This window comes from Georgenia sp. AZ-5, from assembly GCF_043952095.1.
GTDB lineage: Bacteria > Actinomycetota > Actinomycetes > Actinomycetales > Actinomycetaceae > Georgenia.
In genome coordinates this window covers 352,041-366,528 of sequence record NZ_JBINOU010000001.1, presented here as the reverse complement: position 1 = coordinate 366,528, position 14,488 = coordinate 352,041, and the positions used below count along the sequence as shown (strand labels likewise).

The following is a 14,488-nucleotide window of genomic DNA, read 5'->3' as shown; positions in this document are numbered from 1 at the left end:
TCCGCCCTGGTCACGCGCGCACCGGCGGAGCCGCTCCGGGCGGTCGCCGGGTGCCGGCGCGGCTCAGGGGGTGCGGCGCCGCAGCGTGGCGGCACCCAGCAGCAGCACCGCGACGACGAACACGACCAGCACGCCGAGCGGCAGCAGCAGGTCCGGGTCCGCCTCCCGGGAGACCTCGTTCATCGCGTCGACCGCGTAGGACAGCGGCAGCACGTCCGAGGCGTACTCCAGTGCCTGCGGCAGCTCGGCGCGCGGCACCAGCAGCCCGCACAGCAGGAGCTGGGGCAGCACGAAGGCGGGCATGAACTGGACGGCCTGGAACTCCGAGCTCGCGAACGCCGAGACGAACAGCCCCATGGCGACGCCCACGAGCGAGTCGAGCACCGCCACCAGGACCAGCGCGCCCCACGGCCCGGCGACCTCCAGCCCGAGCGGGCCGAGCATGAGCCCGCTGGCCACGAGCGCCTGCACGACGGCGACCAGCCCGAACGCGGCGGCGTACCCGAGCAGGAAGCCGACCTTGCTCAGCGGCAGGGTCAGCAGCCGCTCCAGGGTGCCGGAGCGGCGTTCGCGCAGCGTGGTGATCGCCGTGACGAGGAACATGACGATGACCGGGAAGAGCGCCAGCAGCGCCGGCCCGATGCGCTGGAAGACCGGGCCGCCGTCGTAGATCCACCACAGCAGGGTGAGCAGCACGCACGGCACCACCAGCAGCATCGCGACCGTGCGCGGGTCGTGCCGCAGCTGGCGCAGGACGCGCGCGGCGGTGGCGGTCACGGCGCCTCCCCTCCCCCGAGGTGGCGGGGCGGACGGCCGCCCGGGATCGCGGGACGGGCGGTGGAGGGGGCGCCGCCCGGCCCGCCCGGCCGCAGCCGGCCCCGCTCGATCAGGCGCAGGAAGGCCCGCTCGGCGTCCGCCTCGCCGGTGCCCGCCAGCAGCTCGGGCAGGGTCGTCCGCGCGAGGAGCCGGCCCTCGCGCAGCAGCAGCAGCTCGTCGCACCGGGCGGCCTCGTCCATGACGTGGGAGGACACCAGCAGCGTGGTCCCGGCCGCGGCGATGTCCCGGAACGCGCCCCAGAGGGACTCGCGCAGCACGGGGTCGAGCCCGACCGTCGGCTCGTCGAGCACGAGCAGCTCCGGTGTGCCGAGGAGGGCCACCGCCAGCGAGACGCGGGAGAGCTGCCCGCCCGAGAGGGTGCCGACGAGCTGGCGGCGCTGCCCGCCCAGGCCCACGACGGCGATCGCGTCCTCCGCCGTCGTGAACGGCCCCGGCGCCTGCCCGCGCGGGGCGCCCAGCACGCGGGCGAAGTAACGCAGGTTCTCTTCCACCGTGAGGTCGAGGTAGACGCTCGGGGCCTGGCTGACGTAGCCGATCCGGCGGCGCAGGTCGGCGCTGCCGGCCGCTCGGCCGAGCACCTGCACCGTCCCGGCCGCGACGCGCTGCACGCCGAGGACCGCCCGCATGAGCGTGGTCTTGCCCGAGCCGGACGGGCCGAGCAGCCCGGTGACCGTGCCGCGCCCCACGTCCAGGTCGACGCCGTCCAGCGCCGTGGTGCGCCCGCGCACCACCCGCAGCCCGCGGACGACGACCGCGGGCGTCGTCATGCCCGGCGGCTTGCGGGCCGGCGCCCGCGCGTGAGGTACAGGACCAGCCCGATGAAGTTGACGGCGATCAGCGTCGCCCACCTCGCCTCGCTCCCGTCGACCTCCCGGGCCGGGCGCCTCGCCAGGTCAGCCCACGCCGTCGCGGTGAGGGCCGGCTGGACCGCGGCCGTGGCCATCAGACCCGCCCGCTGGCCGGCGGTGAGGTCTGCCCACGTCCTCGTCGTCATCCCGCCCTCCTCGGCACGCCGTTGCGCCGCCAGCATCGCGCGCCCCGGGGGAGCTCCGCCAGGGTCGGGCCCCGCAGTCCTGCCGCCGAGCGCGGGAGGCGGCCGCCCGCGCTCCCGGAGGCGTAGCGTCCGTAGCGGGAGGAGAGTGGCTTTCCATGTCCAAGGTGTTCGTGTTCCGCGAGTTCGGCGGCCCCGAGGCGCAGGCCCTCGTCGACCGGGCGGTCCCCGCCCCGGGACCGGGCGAGGTCCGCGTCGCCGTGCGCGCGGCCGGCGTGAACCCCGCGGACGTCAAGCGCCGCGAGGGGCGCTTCGGCCGAAAGATCCAGCTGCCGGCCCCGATGGGCCTGGAGCTGGCGGGCGTCGTCGAGGACGTTGGCGAGGGCGTCACCGGGTTCGGCCCGGGCGACGCCGTGCTCGGCCAGCCCGCCCGGGGCTGGGGCGCCTTCGCCGAGCACACCCTCGCCCGCGCCGACCGGCTCGCCCGCAAGCCCGCGCTGCTGTCCTTCGCCGAGGCCTCGGTGCTGCCGGTGGCCGGCGCGGCCGCCTGGGACGCGGTACGCCAGGTCCCGCTCCGGGCCGGCCGGACGGTGCTCGTCAACGGCGCCGGCGGAGGGGTCGGCGTGGTCGCCACGCAGCTGTGCACCACCGTCCCGGGCCTGCGCGTGGTCGGCACCGCGAGCGAGGGCAAGCGGGCTCTGGTGGAGCAGCTCGGCGCCGCGTTCGTGCCCACCGGCGAGGGGCTCCTCGACCGCCTGCGCGAGGCGGCCCCGGCGGGCCTGGACGCGGTGATCGACCTCGTCGGCGGGGCCGCGCTGCGCCTGCTCGCCCCCATGCTCAACGACCCGGCGGCGGTCGTCTCGACGGCGGACCCGGACACCGCCGTCGGGCTCGGCGGCGCCGGCGTGGCGCGCCGGCCCACGGCCGAGGTGCTCCCGGAGCTGCTGGCCGCCGTGGAGCGGGGCGTGCTGCGCCCCCGCGTCGGCCGCGTGCTGCCGCTGGAGCGCGCGGCGGGGGCCGTCGCCGTGGTGGAGGCCGGCCACGCGGCCGGCAAGGTCGTCGTCCGGGTCGCCGCCCGCTGAGTCGGCACGGTCTCACCCCGCGGGACCGGGGCCGTCCCGCGCCCGACCCGGATGACCGGGGTGGGCTGCACATCTAGCCTGCTCTGTGTGAGCACCGCCACGCACCCGACGGTCTCCTTCGAGCTCTTCCCGCCCCGGCGGCCGGAGCTCGACGAGGAGGTGTGGCGGCGCGTGCTGTGCATGGCGGGGGCGGGCCCGGACTTCTTCTCCGTCACCTACGGCGCCTCCGGCTCCTCGCGCGCGGCCTCGGCGGAGCTCGTGCGCCGGCTGCTGCGGCACACCGACGTCCCGCCCATCGCGCACCTGACCTGCGTGGGCGCCACCCGCGAGGAGCTGGCGGAGCGGGTCCGGGCGCTGTTCGCCGCCGGCGTGCGGGACTTCCTCGCCCTGCGCGGGGACCCGCCCCGCGGCGAGGCCACCTGGCGGGCGCCGGAGGGCGGGCTGTCCCGCTCCAGCCAGCTCGTAGCCCTCATCCGGCAGGTGGAGGCCGAGGTGCTCGGGCCACCGGGCGACCCCCGGCGGCAGGCCGGCCACCCGAGCATCGTGGCGCTGGACCTGGGCATCTCCCCGGCGGACGTGGTGTCCGTGGCGGTGGCCGCGTACCCCTCCGGGCTCAGCCACACCCGCCGCGACGAGCTCGCGGCGCTGCGGGAGAAGCAGGACGCCGGCGCCGACTTCGCCATCACCCAGGTCTTCTACGACGCCGAGGCGTACGCCTCCCTGGTCGCCGACGCCCGCGCCGGGGGGGTCCACATCCCCGTCCTCCCGGGGATCCTCCCGCTCACCGACCGGCGGCGCCTGCACCGCCTCGAGGAGCTCAGCGCCGTCCCCGTCCCCGTCACGCTGGACGCGCTGCTCGACGTGGAGGACGAGCACGAGCGGCTGCGCCGCGGCATCGACGCCACGCTGGCGCTGATCGACCGGGTGCTCGCCGTCGGCGCCCCGGGGCTCCACCTGTACACCTTCAACCAGGACCGGCCGGCGCTGGACGTGCTCGAGCACCTGCGCGCCCGCGGCATCCGCAACCCCGCTCTGATGACGCGCCCCGCCGTCCCGGGGCCGGTCCCCGCCACCTGAAGGAGCACCGATGACCCACCAGGGCACGCCCGCCCGCGACGCCGCCGAGGGCCTCGACCGCACCGTCCCGTGGTTCCCCGACGCCACCGTGCTCGGCTACCCGCGCATCGGGCCGAACCGCGAGCTGAAGAAGGCGGTGGAGGCGTTCTGGGCCGGGCGCAGCGAGCTGGACGACCTCGAGGCCAGCATGGAGGGGCTGCGGCGCGCCACCCGCGCCCGGCTCGCCAGGCTGGGCCTGCCCGCGGAGGACGGCGCCATCCCGTCGGACTTCTCCGCCTACGACCACGTGCTCGACGCGGCCACCACCTTCGGCATCGTCCCGGACCGCTTCGCCCCGTTCACCCGGCCCGACGGCGCCGTGCACCTGGCCGGCTACTTCGGCATGGCCCGCGGGCGCGGGGACCTCGCGCCGCTGGAGATGACCAAGTGGTTCGACTCCAACTACCACTACCTCGTGCCGGAGATCGGGCCCGGCACGGCGGTGCGGCTGGCCGACGACCGGGTGGTGCGCGAGTTCCTCGGCGCGGCCGCCGACGGCGCGACGACCCGGCCCGTCGTCGTCGGCCCGGTGACGCTGCTGCTGCTGAGCAAGCCCGCGGTTGACGCGCCGGCCGGCTTCCGGCCGCTGGACCGGCTCGAGGACGTCGTGGCCGCCTACGCGGCGCTGCTGCGCGCGCTCGGGCTGGCCGGCGCGCCGTGGGTGCAGCTCGACGAGCCCGCCCTGGTCGTGGACACCTGGGCGACGCCGCGGCGCGAGGTGCTCGAGGCGGCCGAGCGGGCCTACGCCGTCCTCGCCGGCGAGCTCACCCGCCCGGAACGTCCCGCGATCTTCGTCGCCGCGCCCTACGGCGATCTCGGCGACGCCCTGCCGGTGCTGGCTGCCAGCGACGTGGAGGCGGTGGGGCTGGACCTCGTGCGGGGCGCGGTGCCCCCGGCGGACCGGCTCGCCGCCCTGCGCCGGCAGGTCGTCGTCGCCGGCGTCGTGGACGGGCGCAACGTCTGGCGCACCGACCTCGAGGGGGCGCTGGGCGCGCTGGAGCAGGTGCGCGCCGGCATCGGCCCCGGCGCGCGGGTGGCGGTGTCGACGTCGTCGTCGTTGCTGCACGTGCCGCACGACGTGACCCGCGAGCGGCGGATGAGCCGCAACCTGCGCTCGTGGCTGGCGTTCGCCGACCAGAAGGTGGAGGAGGTCCTCGTCCTCGCCGAGGCGCTGGCCACCGGCCGGGACTCCGTGGCCGGCGCCCTGAAGGCGGCGGCCGCGGCCCGCGCCGCCCGGGCCGCCCACCCCGGCGTCCGGCGTGCCGACGTCCGCGACCGCCTCGCGCGGCTGGGCGAGGAGGACCTGCGCCGGGCGCCCTACGAGGAGCGGGTGGCGGCGCAGGGGAACGTGCTGGGGCTGCCGGTGCTGCCCACGACGACGATCGGCTCCTTCCCGCAGACCGCGCGGATCCGCCGCGCGCGTGCCGCCCTCAAGCGCGGCGAGCTGGACGAGGCCGGCTACGAGGCAGCGATGCGGGCGGAGGTGGAGGAGAACATCCGGCTGCAGGAGCGGCTGGGCCTGGACGTGCTCGTCCACGGCGAGCCGGAGCGCAACGACATGGTGCAGTACTTCGCCGAGCTGCTCGACGGGTTCGCGGTGACGGAGCACGGCTGGGTCCAGTCCTACGGCTCGCGGTGCACCCGGCCGGCGATCCTGTGGGGGGACGTCGCCCGCCCGGCGCCGATGACGGTGCGGTGGACGACGCACGCGGCGGCGCTGACGCAGCGGCCGGTCAAGGGCATGCTCACGGGCCCGGTGACGATCCTGGCCTGGTCGTTCGTCCGGGACGACCAGCCCCTGGCCGAGACCGCCCTGCAGGTGGCGCTGGCGCTGCGCGACGAGGTCGCGGACCTGCAGGCGGCCGGGATCCGGATCATCCAGGTGGACGAGCCGGCGCTGCGCGAGCTGCTGCCGCTGCGACGCGCCGAGCGAGCGGCATACGTGGAGTGGTCGGTGCGGGCGTTCCGGCTGGCGACGGCGGTGGCCGGGCCGGTCACGCAGGTGCACACCCACCTGTGCTACTCGGAGTTCGGCGAGGTCTTCGACGTCATCGACCAGCTCGACGCCGACGTCACGAGCATCGAGGCGGCGCGCTCGCGGATGGAGATCCTCCCTGCCATCCAGGGCGCGGGGTTCCGCCGCCAGATCGGCCCGGGCGTGTACGACATCCACTCCCCGCGCGTGCCGTCGGCGAAGGAGATCGCCGAGATGCTCACGGCGGCCGTCGGCGCCGTGCCGGCCCGGCAGGTGTGGGTCAACCCGGACTGCGGGCTGAAGACCCGCCGGCACGACGAGGCGACCCCGGCGCTGGAGCACCTGGTGGAGGCGGCCCGGACGGTGCGCGCGACGCTCGAGCGCGGGGACGCCGCGGCGCCGTCACTCGTGGGCTGAGGGCGGCTGCGGGTTTCCCGTCAGCGGCTCACCTCCGGCAGCGTGCGCCCGACCACGACACCGGCGAGGCCCAGCACGGCGAGGAAGGCCAGCGCGGCCTCCACGCCGAGCTGTGCGAGCGCACCGGAGATGCCACCGGCCACGAGCAGCAGGACGCCCATGGCCGTGTTCGCCACGGCCACGTACTCGGTGCGCCGGTCGCCCTCGGCCATGTCGACGACGTAGGTCTTGCGGGCCACCCGCACGCCGGTGTGGGTCAGGGCGAGCAGCAGGTAGGCCGCCGGGTACAGCCAGGCCGACTCCCGGGCGGCGGGCACGGTGAGCAGGCCCAGCAGCCCCAGGATGACGACCGAGGCCGCCCCGGCTCCCCAGACCAGCAGCCGTCGGCTGGACCTGTCGGCCAGCCGGCCGAACGCCCGCCCGCCGAGCAGGCTGGCCAGGCCCGAGGCGATGAGGAAGGGGCTCAGGCCGCTCAGGCCCACGCCGCCCTGGCGCGCGGCGAGCGTCACCACGAAAGGAGGGCTGAGCGCGGAGACCAGCAGCAGGGTGCGGACGAGCACGAACCGCCGGAAGGGCGGATCGTCGCGCAGCAGCCGCCACGACCGGCTCCACCACGCACCGGCGGCCGCGGGCTTGGGCTCGGGCTCGCTCGCGGGTTCGGCCACGCGGGCGTAGACGGCGAGGGCCACCACCCACGCCGCCGCGGCGCCGCCGAGCAGCCACGCCAGCACGGACGGTGCCACGTCGCCACCGCCCAGCAGGCGGATGCCCAGGCCCAGCGTGATCGCCACCAGCCCGGAGAGCACGGTGGCGATCCCGTTGATCTGCCCGCGCTGTCCCTTGGGCACCGTGCGACCGAGCACGTCCTTGCTCGCCAGGGAGCTCAGCGAGCGGGCGAGCGCGAAGACCGCCAGCGCTGCGAGCACCGCGACGCCGGCTGCCCACCCGCTCGCCGCCGCCGCGGTCAGTGCCATGGCGGCGGTGGCCAGCGCCTGCCCGGCCCCGCCGGCGACCCAGACCCACTTGCGCACCGCGCGGCGGCGCACCCACGGCGTCATGGCCGCCTGGGGCAGCATCGAGCCGGACTCGCGGATGGGGACGAGCAGGGCGACCAGCGAGGCGGGTGCCCCGACGGAGGTGAGCAGCCAGGGCAGCACCGTCTTGGCGTTGACGACCTGGTCGCCCGCGCTCTGCAGGGCGTTGGCGGCGACGAGGCGCAGACCGTTGGCGGGCAGCGCGGCACGTGCCGGCTCGGGCAACGAGGCGGCAGTGAAGGGGACGCTCGGCACGAGCCGGGAGTACAACCGCTCCGCGAAGCTGGAATGCCCGACGGCGGTCCCGCCGCCCGTGCCGCGGGCGCGTGTGCCGTGGCCGCGTGTGCCGTGGCCGCGTGTGCCGTCGCCGCGTGCGCCGGCCGGGGTTCCTCCGGGTCGCGCCGTGGGGCCGCCCGGATCGATGTGCATCCCATCTCCCTCACGGCTGACGAACACCACTCGTTCTACGTCCGCAGGCGCCCGTCCGCCACCGCATGGACGCCGGGTGCAGCCAGAGTCACACCGCGCCGGCCGCAATCGGGCGCCCGCATCAGGGCTCCGGTCGTGCGGCGAGGCTGCCGGTGCCCCTGAGTCGGTGGCCGCACGAAGGGACTCGGGCCGGCATCGCCGTCCCCGGGTTGAAGGCCCGGCGCCATCCCGTCACGGACTCTGCTGTGCTCACCACGCGCGTGGCTGAGACGGCGGCCGGGGGACTGCGAGGAGTTCGCCGGGCGGGACTCCCAGCATCTCGGCGATGCGGCCCACCTCGTCGATCGTCCACGGCACCTTCCCGCGGTACCTCGCCGACACCGCAGCCCGCGACCGGCCGATCATCTCGGCCAGGTCTTGCTGGCTCAGCTCACGGCGCGCCGCCTCGAAGCGGATGTTCGCCGCGACATCCGCCGCCAGACCGCGGGCGCGGAGGTCCGGGAGGTCGTACGGGTCGTCGGGGTCGTAGTCATAGTCGTCGGGGGCGTGGTCGTCGGGGGCGTCGTCGTAGTAGTAGAAGTCGGGCTCGTAGTCGGCCTGGGGCTCGTGGTCGGCCTCCGGCTCGTGGTCGTCGCCGGGGTCGTCCAGCGGCAGGTCTGCGGCGTTCCCGCCGTCCGCTTTGTCCATGCGTCTCTCTCTCGGGGGTGTTGTTCTTCGGAGTGGTGTCCGGGAATCCGAACTGATGACAGTTGGTGCGTGTCTTGGTGCAGATTCCGCACGGCAGCAGATTCCGCACGGCAGTCGCGTGCTCGTCCGTCGCGTGCCGGTGCTTCATGGCAGCCATGAGGAAGAGCAGCCGGTGGCTCGCACCGCCCCACTGAGCCAAGACGACCAGAGAAATGTGAAGCGCCGGGGGACGCCTGTGGAGAAAGCGGCAACCGCCCGCCCCAGGCGCTGGATGTGCGCGATGGACCCGTTCTGGGTGTCTGCTTGGTCGATCGTGCAGTCTGGCCGACTGGGCGACACCGATGCCGATCGAGAGTCGGTCTCGAGATCCTGCCGTGGCGTCAGCATTCCCGACACCAACCTGGAGACAACGTCGGGCCCACGCGGCACGGCACGTCGCTGTGTCCCGGGTTCCGTGGCGCCCCGCGGCTGACCGGAGGCTCTCTCCGCGAGCCGTTTCCCGCCGTCGGCGTCAAGATGGTCAGCATGACGTCGGTGATTCTGCGGGACCGCTATGAGCTCCGGCGTCTCATCGGTCACGGCGGGACGGCGAACGTCTGGGAGGCCCGGGACGAGCTCCTGGGCCGGCCGGTCGCCGTGAAGGTGGTCAACCTCGCCGCGACGGACGACCCGACCCTGGGCGACCGGCTGCGCCGCGAGGCGGTCGCCATGGCGGCCCTCGACCACCCGGACATCGCCACCGTCTACGACGTCGGCGTCGAGGGGGACACCACTTTCCTCGTCATGGAGCTCGTGGCCGGGCGGGACCTCGCGGCCGTGCTGCGCAAGGGCGCCCTGCCTCGCGGGGAGGCGCTGCGGGTGGCCGAACGGATCGCCGCGGCGCTGGCGGTCGCGCACCGGGCCGGGATCGTCCACCGGGACATCAAGCCGGCCAACGTCCTGGTCGACGGCGACAACGTCACGATCGTGGACTTCGGCATCGCCGCGGTGGCGCACGCGGCGGAGTCGTCGCTGACGGCGCCGGGCACGACGGTCGGCACCGCGGAGTACATGTCCCCCGAGCAGGCGGGTGCGCGCACCATCACCCCGGCCACCGACATGTACTCCTTCGGCTGCCTGCTGACGGCCCTTCTGGCGGGCCGGGCGCCGTTCACCGGCGAGCACCCGCTGGCGATCCTGCACCAGCACGTCAGCGCGGCCCCGCCGCGGCTCGCCGACCTGGCGCCGGGGGTGCCCGGCGAGCTCGACGAGCTGGTGGCAGCGCTGCTGCACAAGGACCCGGAGAGCCGGCCCTCGGCCCCGCAGGCCCGGGAGGCGCTGCGGCGCATCAGGGTCACGGAGGCCACGGGGACGACGGAGGCGACGGAGGCGACGGGGGTGACGGAGGCCCCGATGGCGGCGGCCCCGGGCGCGGTCACGGTCGCCCACGCCACGGCACGCCGCGTGGGCTCTTCGGTCCACCGCCGGGCGCCGCACCGGTGGTTCGGTGTCGGCGCCGTGGCCTCGCTGGCCGCCGCTGGTGCGGTCGCGCTGGCCACCGGCTTCACCAGCTCCCCGCCCGAGCCCCGGGCCAAGAACCCGATCGTCGCGGTCGAGCCTGCACCGGTCGTGTCGACGGCGCCACCGGCGGACCCGGACGTCGCCCCGACTGTGGAGGCCGTGGTCGTCGCCCCGCCACCCGCGGTGCGGGAGGCCGGGCCCGCACCGCAGCCGGCGGAGGAGCCCGTCGACGAGGACGACGGCAAGGGCGAGGGCAAGGGCGCGGACAAGGGCAAGGATGCGGACAAGGGCAAGGGCGCGGACAAGGGCAAGGGCGCGGACAAGGGCAAGGGGAACGGGAAGGGTTCCTCGGAGGGCAAGGGCCCGCAGTAGCGGCTCGGGCCACCTCTAGCCGAGGCGCACCTGGACCGGGTCGGCGATCACGACCACAGGTCCGTGCGATCGGGCCCCACCGCGGCCGTGGCGCCGGCTACTCGCCGCGCACCGCCGCGATGCGGCTCAGCAGCGACTCCAGCGCCGTCTCGAACTCCTCCGCCGAGTGGTCCACGGAGAGCTTGGCGCGGAGCCGCTGGATGGTGGGGTAGTCCGCCATGTCGGTGTCGCCCTCACCGCCGTGCGCCCCGTCGTTCATGAGCATCTCGCCGGCCGAGGCGGGGGCGCCGCGCTGGGACACGCTGAGCAGCAGGTGCCCGAGCAGGAAGCTGGTGAAGGCCCGGTACGCGGCCACGGCCTGGTCGTCCGTGAAGCCCATGCCCATCAGCGCAGTGAGGAAGTCCTCCACGACTTCCAGGTTCCGCAGCGGGGGGCGCAGCCACGGCGCGGCCGGGTGCCGGGTGGCGACGAGCGGGAAGATCTGCGGGTGGGCGAACGCCAGGTCCCGGACGGCGTGGGCGACGTTCTGCAGGTACGCCTGCCACCCGCCGTGCGGACCGAGGTCCATGTCGGCGACCCGCTCGATCCTGTCCGTGATGGCGTCGACGATGCCCTCGAGCAGGTCCTCGCGGCCGTCGATGTGGCGGTACAGGGCCATCGCCTCGACGCCGAGCGTCGCCCCCAGCCGCCGCATGCTGAGGGCACCGAGGCCCTCGGCGTCCACCAGCTCGATAGCCGTCTCGATCACCAGGTTCCTGTCGAGAGGTGCGCGGGTCTGCTCGGTGCTCTCGGTGTCCACCCCCGGACCCCACCCTTTCCTCGACAGTGCGGCTCCGATTCACACTAGATGCACCTTTCGCCCGGCGCACTCAGGGCGGCGTGGCGGGCCATACCGAACAATGCCGGGGGCTGTTCCCTCCGGTACAGACGCGGTGTACGCTGTAAACGGGGCAGAATGCTCCGAAGGGAGCCAGCGTGAAGAGCACCGGACAGGCAGGCGCGATCGGATCCGAAGGTGGCTCCGTGGCGCTGCTGATGACGCCCACGCGCGGTCGGCTGGTCCTGGCCGGAGAGCTGGACCTGTCCAGCAAGGCGGAGCTGGCGGCCGCCGTCGACGAGGCCATCGCGCTGGACCTGCCGATCGACATCGATGCTCGCAACGTGCGCTTCATGGACTCCTCGGCCGTGGCCTCGTTGGTGGCACTGGCCCAGCGGGTGGTCCACCCCCTGCGGATGATCAAGCCGCCGGACGTGGTGCGCTTCCTCCTCGAGCTCACGGACCTGCTCGAGGTCGTGGAGATCCTCGAGGAGGACCCGGGCCTGCCGCCGACGGCGCCCGCGACGGTGAACGCCTAGCTCAGGCACCCGCCCGGTCGGTGAGCCGGCCGGCCCGTTCCAGCAGCTGTGGGGCGTCCAGCGCCTCGGCGACCGCGGCCGCGTCCGGCCCCGGACCGGCCCACCGCCAGTCGTCCACGACGCCCACCTCCGCGTCCGTCCGGGTGGTGGCGATGTCACGGAAGAGCAGCGCCAGGTCGTAGTGCTCGCGCAGCGTCGCGTTGAGCGTCGCGGCGCCGCGCACCCCCGCGTCCCAGGCCAGCGGGTCGTGCGGGACGTCCTCCAGGTGCCGCCACCGGCGCAGCACCGCCCCGGCCGACGTGGCGCCCCAGCCGGGGAGCCCGGGGAAGCCGTCGGCGCTGTCGCCCACGAGGGCCAGCAGGTCCGGCACCGAGGCGGGCGGCACGCCGAGCCGCGCCTGGACGCCGTCGGCGTCGAACCACTTGTCCTGGCGGCGGTCCCACTGCCACACCTTGCCGCCCACGCACTGCCCGAGGTCCTTGTCCGGGGTGCAGATGACCGCGCGCTCGACCCGCTCGTCGGCGGCGGCCACCCGCGCCGCCGCGGCGAGGGCGTCGTCGGCCTCCTGCTCCACCATCGCCCAGACCCGGAAGCCGAACGCCCGCAGCGCGTCCTCCACCAGCGGGAACTGCGCCTTCAGGTGCGGGTCCACCCCCGAGCCGTCCTTGTACGCGGGCCACATCTCGTTGCGGAAGGACTCGATGACGTGGTCGGTCGCCACGCCCACGTGGGTGGCGCCCTGCTCGATGAGCGCCAGGCACGAGGCGACGACGCCGCGGGTGGCCCCGCGGTCGGGGTCCTTGTTGAACTTCGAGAAGTGCTGCCGGAAGAGCTCGTAGGTGCCGTCGACGAGGTGGACCTGCATGGGCCGAGCCTGTCACACGCCTGGTCTCCCGGGGGCCGTCCCGTTCTTGCCGCAGCCTGGAGGCTCGAGAGCGCACCCCCGGGCCGGGGCGCTTGGCGGGGGCGCGAGCCCGTGCCAAGCCGGGGCGCCCGGCGGGCTGGCCGAGGGGCCGGGGCGCCCGGCGGGCTGGCCGAGGGGCCGGGTGGCTACCGTAGGGCGCGTTCCCGCCGTCGCGTCCGCGCGGGCGGGCGGGTCCCGCGAGCGGCCGTTGGCCGGCCGGGCCGGCGCAGCGGGCCGGGCCGCTTGCCCGCCCTCGAGGAGCGTCCTGCCGCCGGTGCCGGCACGCCGGCTGGCGCGGCCGGCGTGCCGCCGGCGGCCACGGGGACGGCCTCGCCCGCAGGGACGGCCTCGTCCGTAGGGTTCCCCTCGTCCGTAGGGTTGGCGGTGCCCGCGGGCACGTCAGCGGCCGCCCGTTCCGCGGCCGGAGCCGCGGTGCGCGCCGCGGCGCGCCCGTGCACGAGGTGGTACGCGCCCGCCGAGGCGACGACGACCGCCGCAAGCACGAGGTACATCGCGGAGTACCCGCTCACGGGCAGCAGCAGGCCGAGCAGCAGGGGGCCGACGCCGGCGCCCGCGTCAGCGAGCAGGCAGAACGTGGAGATGGCCCGGCCGAGGTGCTCCTTGGGTGCGGCCTTGATGGCGACCACCTGGGCCGCCGACATCAGCGTGCCGTACCCCAGGCCCACGAACGCGCCCGCGGCGACCAGCATGGCGGGCCCGCCGGCCAGGGCGAGCAGCACGAGGCCAGCGGCGAAGGAGGCGAGCGCCGGGTAGATGACGGCGTTGTCGCCGCGGTGGTCCTGGAGGCGGCCGGCCAGCGGGCGGGAGACGAGCACGACGACGGCGTAGACGAGGAAGAAGGCGCTCGCGGCCAGCCCCAGGCCGAGCTGGTCGGCGTAGGAGTTGAGGAAGGAGACCACACCGGAGTAGGCGATGCCGAGGCCCAGCATGACCGCGGCGATGGGCAGGGCGGCCGGCGCGACAACCCTGCTCAGGTGGAGGCCGGACCGGCGCCCCCGCGCGGCGGAGCCGGCACGGGAGGGCATTCGGGGCGCCTCGGGCAGGCGGAGCGTCAGCGCGAGCAGCATCGCCAGCACCGAGACGGCCGCGCACGCGGTGAAGAGCGCCTCGTAGCCCGGCCCGTCCACCAGCAGCAGTGCGACGAAGGGGCCCACCGCCGTCGCGAGGGTCCCGCTCATCGCGAAGTACCCGGTGCCCTCGCCGCGGCGCAGGCCCGGGATGAGGCCCTGCACGGCCGCCGCCAGGGCGGTGTTGCCGCTGCCGAACGCGACCCCGTGGACGAACCGCACCGCCAGCAGCAGGCCCAGCTCGTCGGCCGGGAGGTAGAGCAGGGACGCGCCGGCGAAGACGACGAGGCTGGCGAGCACCATGCGGCGGCGCCCCACGCGGTCCACGGCCGCGCCGGCGAAGAGACGGGAGACCATCGCGCCGATCACGAAGGCGCTCGAGGCGAGGCCGGCCTCGCTGTCCGAGGCGCCGAACCGCTCGACGGCGTACAGGGCCAGCGTGGTGACGAGCAGGTAGAAGATCAGCGACAGGAGGAAGTTCACGCCCGTCGCGAGGATGAAGTGCTTGGTCCAGAGGCGGGCGGTCCCGGCCGTGCTCACTGCGTCTCTCTCCGGTGCTGGAGACAGCGACGGGGACGACCTTTCCGTCCCTCCGTGTCCGCTGCCGCCGTGACGTTACGCCGGGGCCCCGGGCGGGCGCTGCGGCCCGCATCACTCCGCCGACAGGCCGCCGGCCCAGCCCCTGTCGGGCGCGGGTGGC

13 protein-coding genes are annotated in these 14,488 nt (G+C 75.5%); 5 read left to right on the top strand and 8 right to left on the bottom strand.

Translation table 11 applies throughout. The annotated features are described in order from the left end of the window. Positions 1–63: 63 nt before the first annotated feature. Genes ACF0H8_RS01745 through ACF0H8_RS01735 form a run of 3 tightly spaced genes read right to left on the bottom strand, consistent with a single transcriptional unit; the run spans position 64 to position 1,831 of the window. The gene (locus ACF0H8_RS01745; RefSeq protein WP_395287278.1) at positions 64–777 is read right to left on the bottom strand and encodes an ABC transporter permease; all 714 of its coding nucleotides are present in this window, start codon (positions 775–777) and stop codon (positions 64–66) included. Beyond that, positions 774–1,604 carry an ABC transporter ATP-binding protein gene (locus ACF0H8_RS01740; protein WP_395287277.1) on the bottom strand — a complete coding sequence of 277 codons (831 nt, stop codon included), beginning with the start codon at positions 1,602–1,604 and terminating at the stop codon, positions 774–776. Before ACF0H8_RS01740 ends, ACF0H8_RS01745 begins: the two co-directional genes overlap by 4 nt. Next, positions 1,601–1,831, bottom strand: coding sequence for a hypothetical protein (locus ACF0H8_RS01735; protein ID WP_395287276.1), 231 nt, complete (start codon positions 1,829–1,831; stop codon positions 1,601–1,603). Before ACF0H8_RS01735 ends, ACF0H8_RS01740 begins: the two co-directional genes overlap by 4 nt. 155 nt (positions 1,832–1,986) lie before the next feature. On the opposite strand from ACF0H8_RS01735, the gene ACF0H8_RS01730 reads away from it, so the two are divergent. From ACF0H8_RS01730 to metE, 3 genes are all read left to right on the top strand, one after another. Then, positions 1,987–2,910, top strand: coding sequence for an NADP-dependent oxidoreductase (locus ACF0H8_RS01730; protein WP_395287275.1), 924 nt, complete (start codon positions 1,987–1,989; stop codon positions 2,908–2,910). A gap of 87 nt (positions 2,911–2,997) precedes the next feature. Continuing rightward, complete coding sequence (locus ACF0H8_RS01725; protein WP_395287274.1) at positions 2,998–3,987, top strand: methylenetetrahydrofolate reductase; 990 nt, start codon at positions 2,998–3,000, stop codon at positions 3,985–3,987. A 10-nt stretch (positions 3,988–3,997) separates the two neighbouring features. Further along, positions 3,998–6,418, top strand: coding sequence for a 5-methyltetrahydropteroyltriglutamate--homocysteine S-methyltransferase (metE, locus tag ACF0H8_RS01720; protein ID WP_395287273.1), 2,421 nt, complete (start codon positions 3,998–4,000; stop codon positions 6,416–6,418). A gap of 20 nt (positions 6,419–6,438) precedes the next feature. On the opposite strand, the gene ACF0H8_RS01715 is transcribed toward metE, so the two are convergent. Together ACF0H8_RS01715 and ACF0H8_RS01710 are read right to left on the bottom strand one after the other, a co-directional pair. Then, entirely contained in the window at positions 6,439–7,881 is a 1,443-nt protein-coding gene (locus tag ACF0H8_RS01715) for an MFS transporter (RefSeq protein WP_395287272.1), read from the bottom strand. A 249-nt stretch (positions 7,882–8,130) separates the two neighbouring features. Further along, the gene (locus tag ACF0H8_RS01710) at positions 8,131–8,568 is read right to left on the bottom strand and encodes a helix-turn-helix domain-containing protein (protein WP_395287271.1); all 438 of its coding nucleotides are present in this window, start codon (positions 8,566–8,568) and stop codon (positions 8,131–8,133) included. Between the two features lie 525 nt (positions 8,569–9,093). On the opposite strand from ACF0H8_RS01710, the gene ACF0H8_RS01705 reads away from it, so the two are divergent. After that, positions 9,094–10,440, top strand: a complete 1,347-nt coding sequence (locus ACF0H8_RS01705) for a serine/threonine-protein kinase (RefSeq protein WP_395287270.1) — start codon at positions 9,094–9,096, stop codon at positions 10,438–10,440. 97 nt (positions 10,441–10,537) lie between these two features. Here ACF0H8_RS01705 and ACF0H8_RS01700 read toward each other — a convergent pair whose 3' ends face one another. Continuing rightward, positions 10,538–11,239 (bottom strand): TetR/AcrR family transcriptional regulator, encoded by a 702-nt coding sequence (locus tag ACF0H8_RS01700; protein ID WP_395287269.1) that lies wholly within the window; start codon positions 11,237–11,239, stop codon positions 10,538–10,540. A 224-nt stretch (positions 11,240–11,463) separates the two neighbouring features. Between ACF0H8_RS01700 and ACF0H8_RS01695 the strand changes: the two genes are divergently transcribed. Continuing rightward, positions 11,464–11,796, top strand: a complete 333-nt coding sequence (locus tag ACF0H8_RS01695) for an STAS domain-containing protein (protein WP_395287268.1) — start codon at positions 11,464–11,466, stop codon at positions 11,794–11,796. A gap of 1 nt (position 11,797) precedes the next feature. Here ACF0H8_RS01695 and ACF0H8_RS01690 read toward each other — a convergent pair whose 3' ends face one another. Together ACF0H8_RS01690 and ACF0H8_RS01685 are read right to left on the bottom strand one after the other, a co-directional pair. Beyond that, on the bottom strand, positions 11,798–12,661 hold the full coding sequence (locus ACF0H8_RS01690; protein WP_395287267.1) for a 5'-3' exonuclease H3TH domain-containing protein: 864 nt from the start codon (positions 12,659–12,661) through the stop codon (positions 11,798–11,800). Positions 12,662–12,846: 185 nt separating this feature from the next. Further along, a complete protein-coding gene (locus ACF0H8_RS01685) occupies positions 12,847–14,328 on the bottom strand; it encodes an MFS transporter (RefSeq protein WP_395287266.1) in 1,482 nt (493 codons plus the stop codon). Between the last annotated feature and the right edge of the window lie 160 nt (positions 14,329–14,488).

Coding starts and splice junctions, on each gene's coding strand:
- ACF0H8_RS01730 (WP_395287275.1), top strand. CDS start 1,987: ATGTCCAAGGTGTTCGTGTTCCGCGAGTTCGGCGGCCCCGAGGCGCAG.
- ACF0H8_RS01715 (WP_395287272.1), bottom strand. CDS start 7,881: ATGCACATCGATCCGGGCGGCCCCACGGCGCGACCCGGAGGAACCCCG.
- ACF0H8_RS01710 (WP_395287271.1), bottom strand. CDS start 8,568: ATGGACAAAGCGGACGGCGGGAACGCCGCAGACCTGCCGCTGGACGAC.
- ACF0H8_RS01735 (WP_395287276.1), bottom strand. CDS start 1,831: ATGACGACGAGGACGTGGGCAGACCTCACCGCCGGCCAGCGGGCGGGT.
- ACF0H8_RS01740 (WP_395287277.1), bottom strand. CDS start 1,604: ATGACGACGCCCGCGGTCGTCGTCCGCGGGCTGCGGGTGGTGCGCGGG.
- metE (WP_395287273.1), top strand. CDS start 3,998: ATGACCCACCAGGGCACGCCCGCCCGCGACGCCGCCGAGGGCCTCGAC.
- ACF0H8_RS01690 (WP_395287267.1), bottom strand. CDS start 12,661: ATGCAGGTCCACCTCGTCGACGGCACCTACGAGCTCTTCCGGCAGCAC.
- ACF0H8_RS01705 (WP_395287270.1), top strand. CDS start 9,094: ATGACGTCGGTGATTCTGCGGGACCGCTATGAGCTCCGGCGTCTCATC.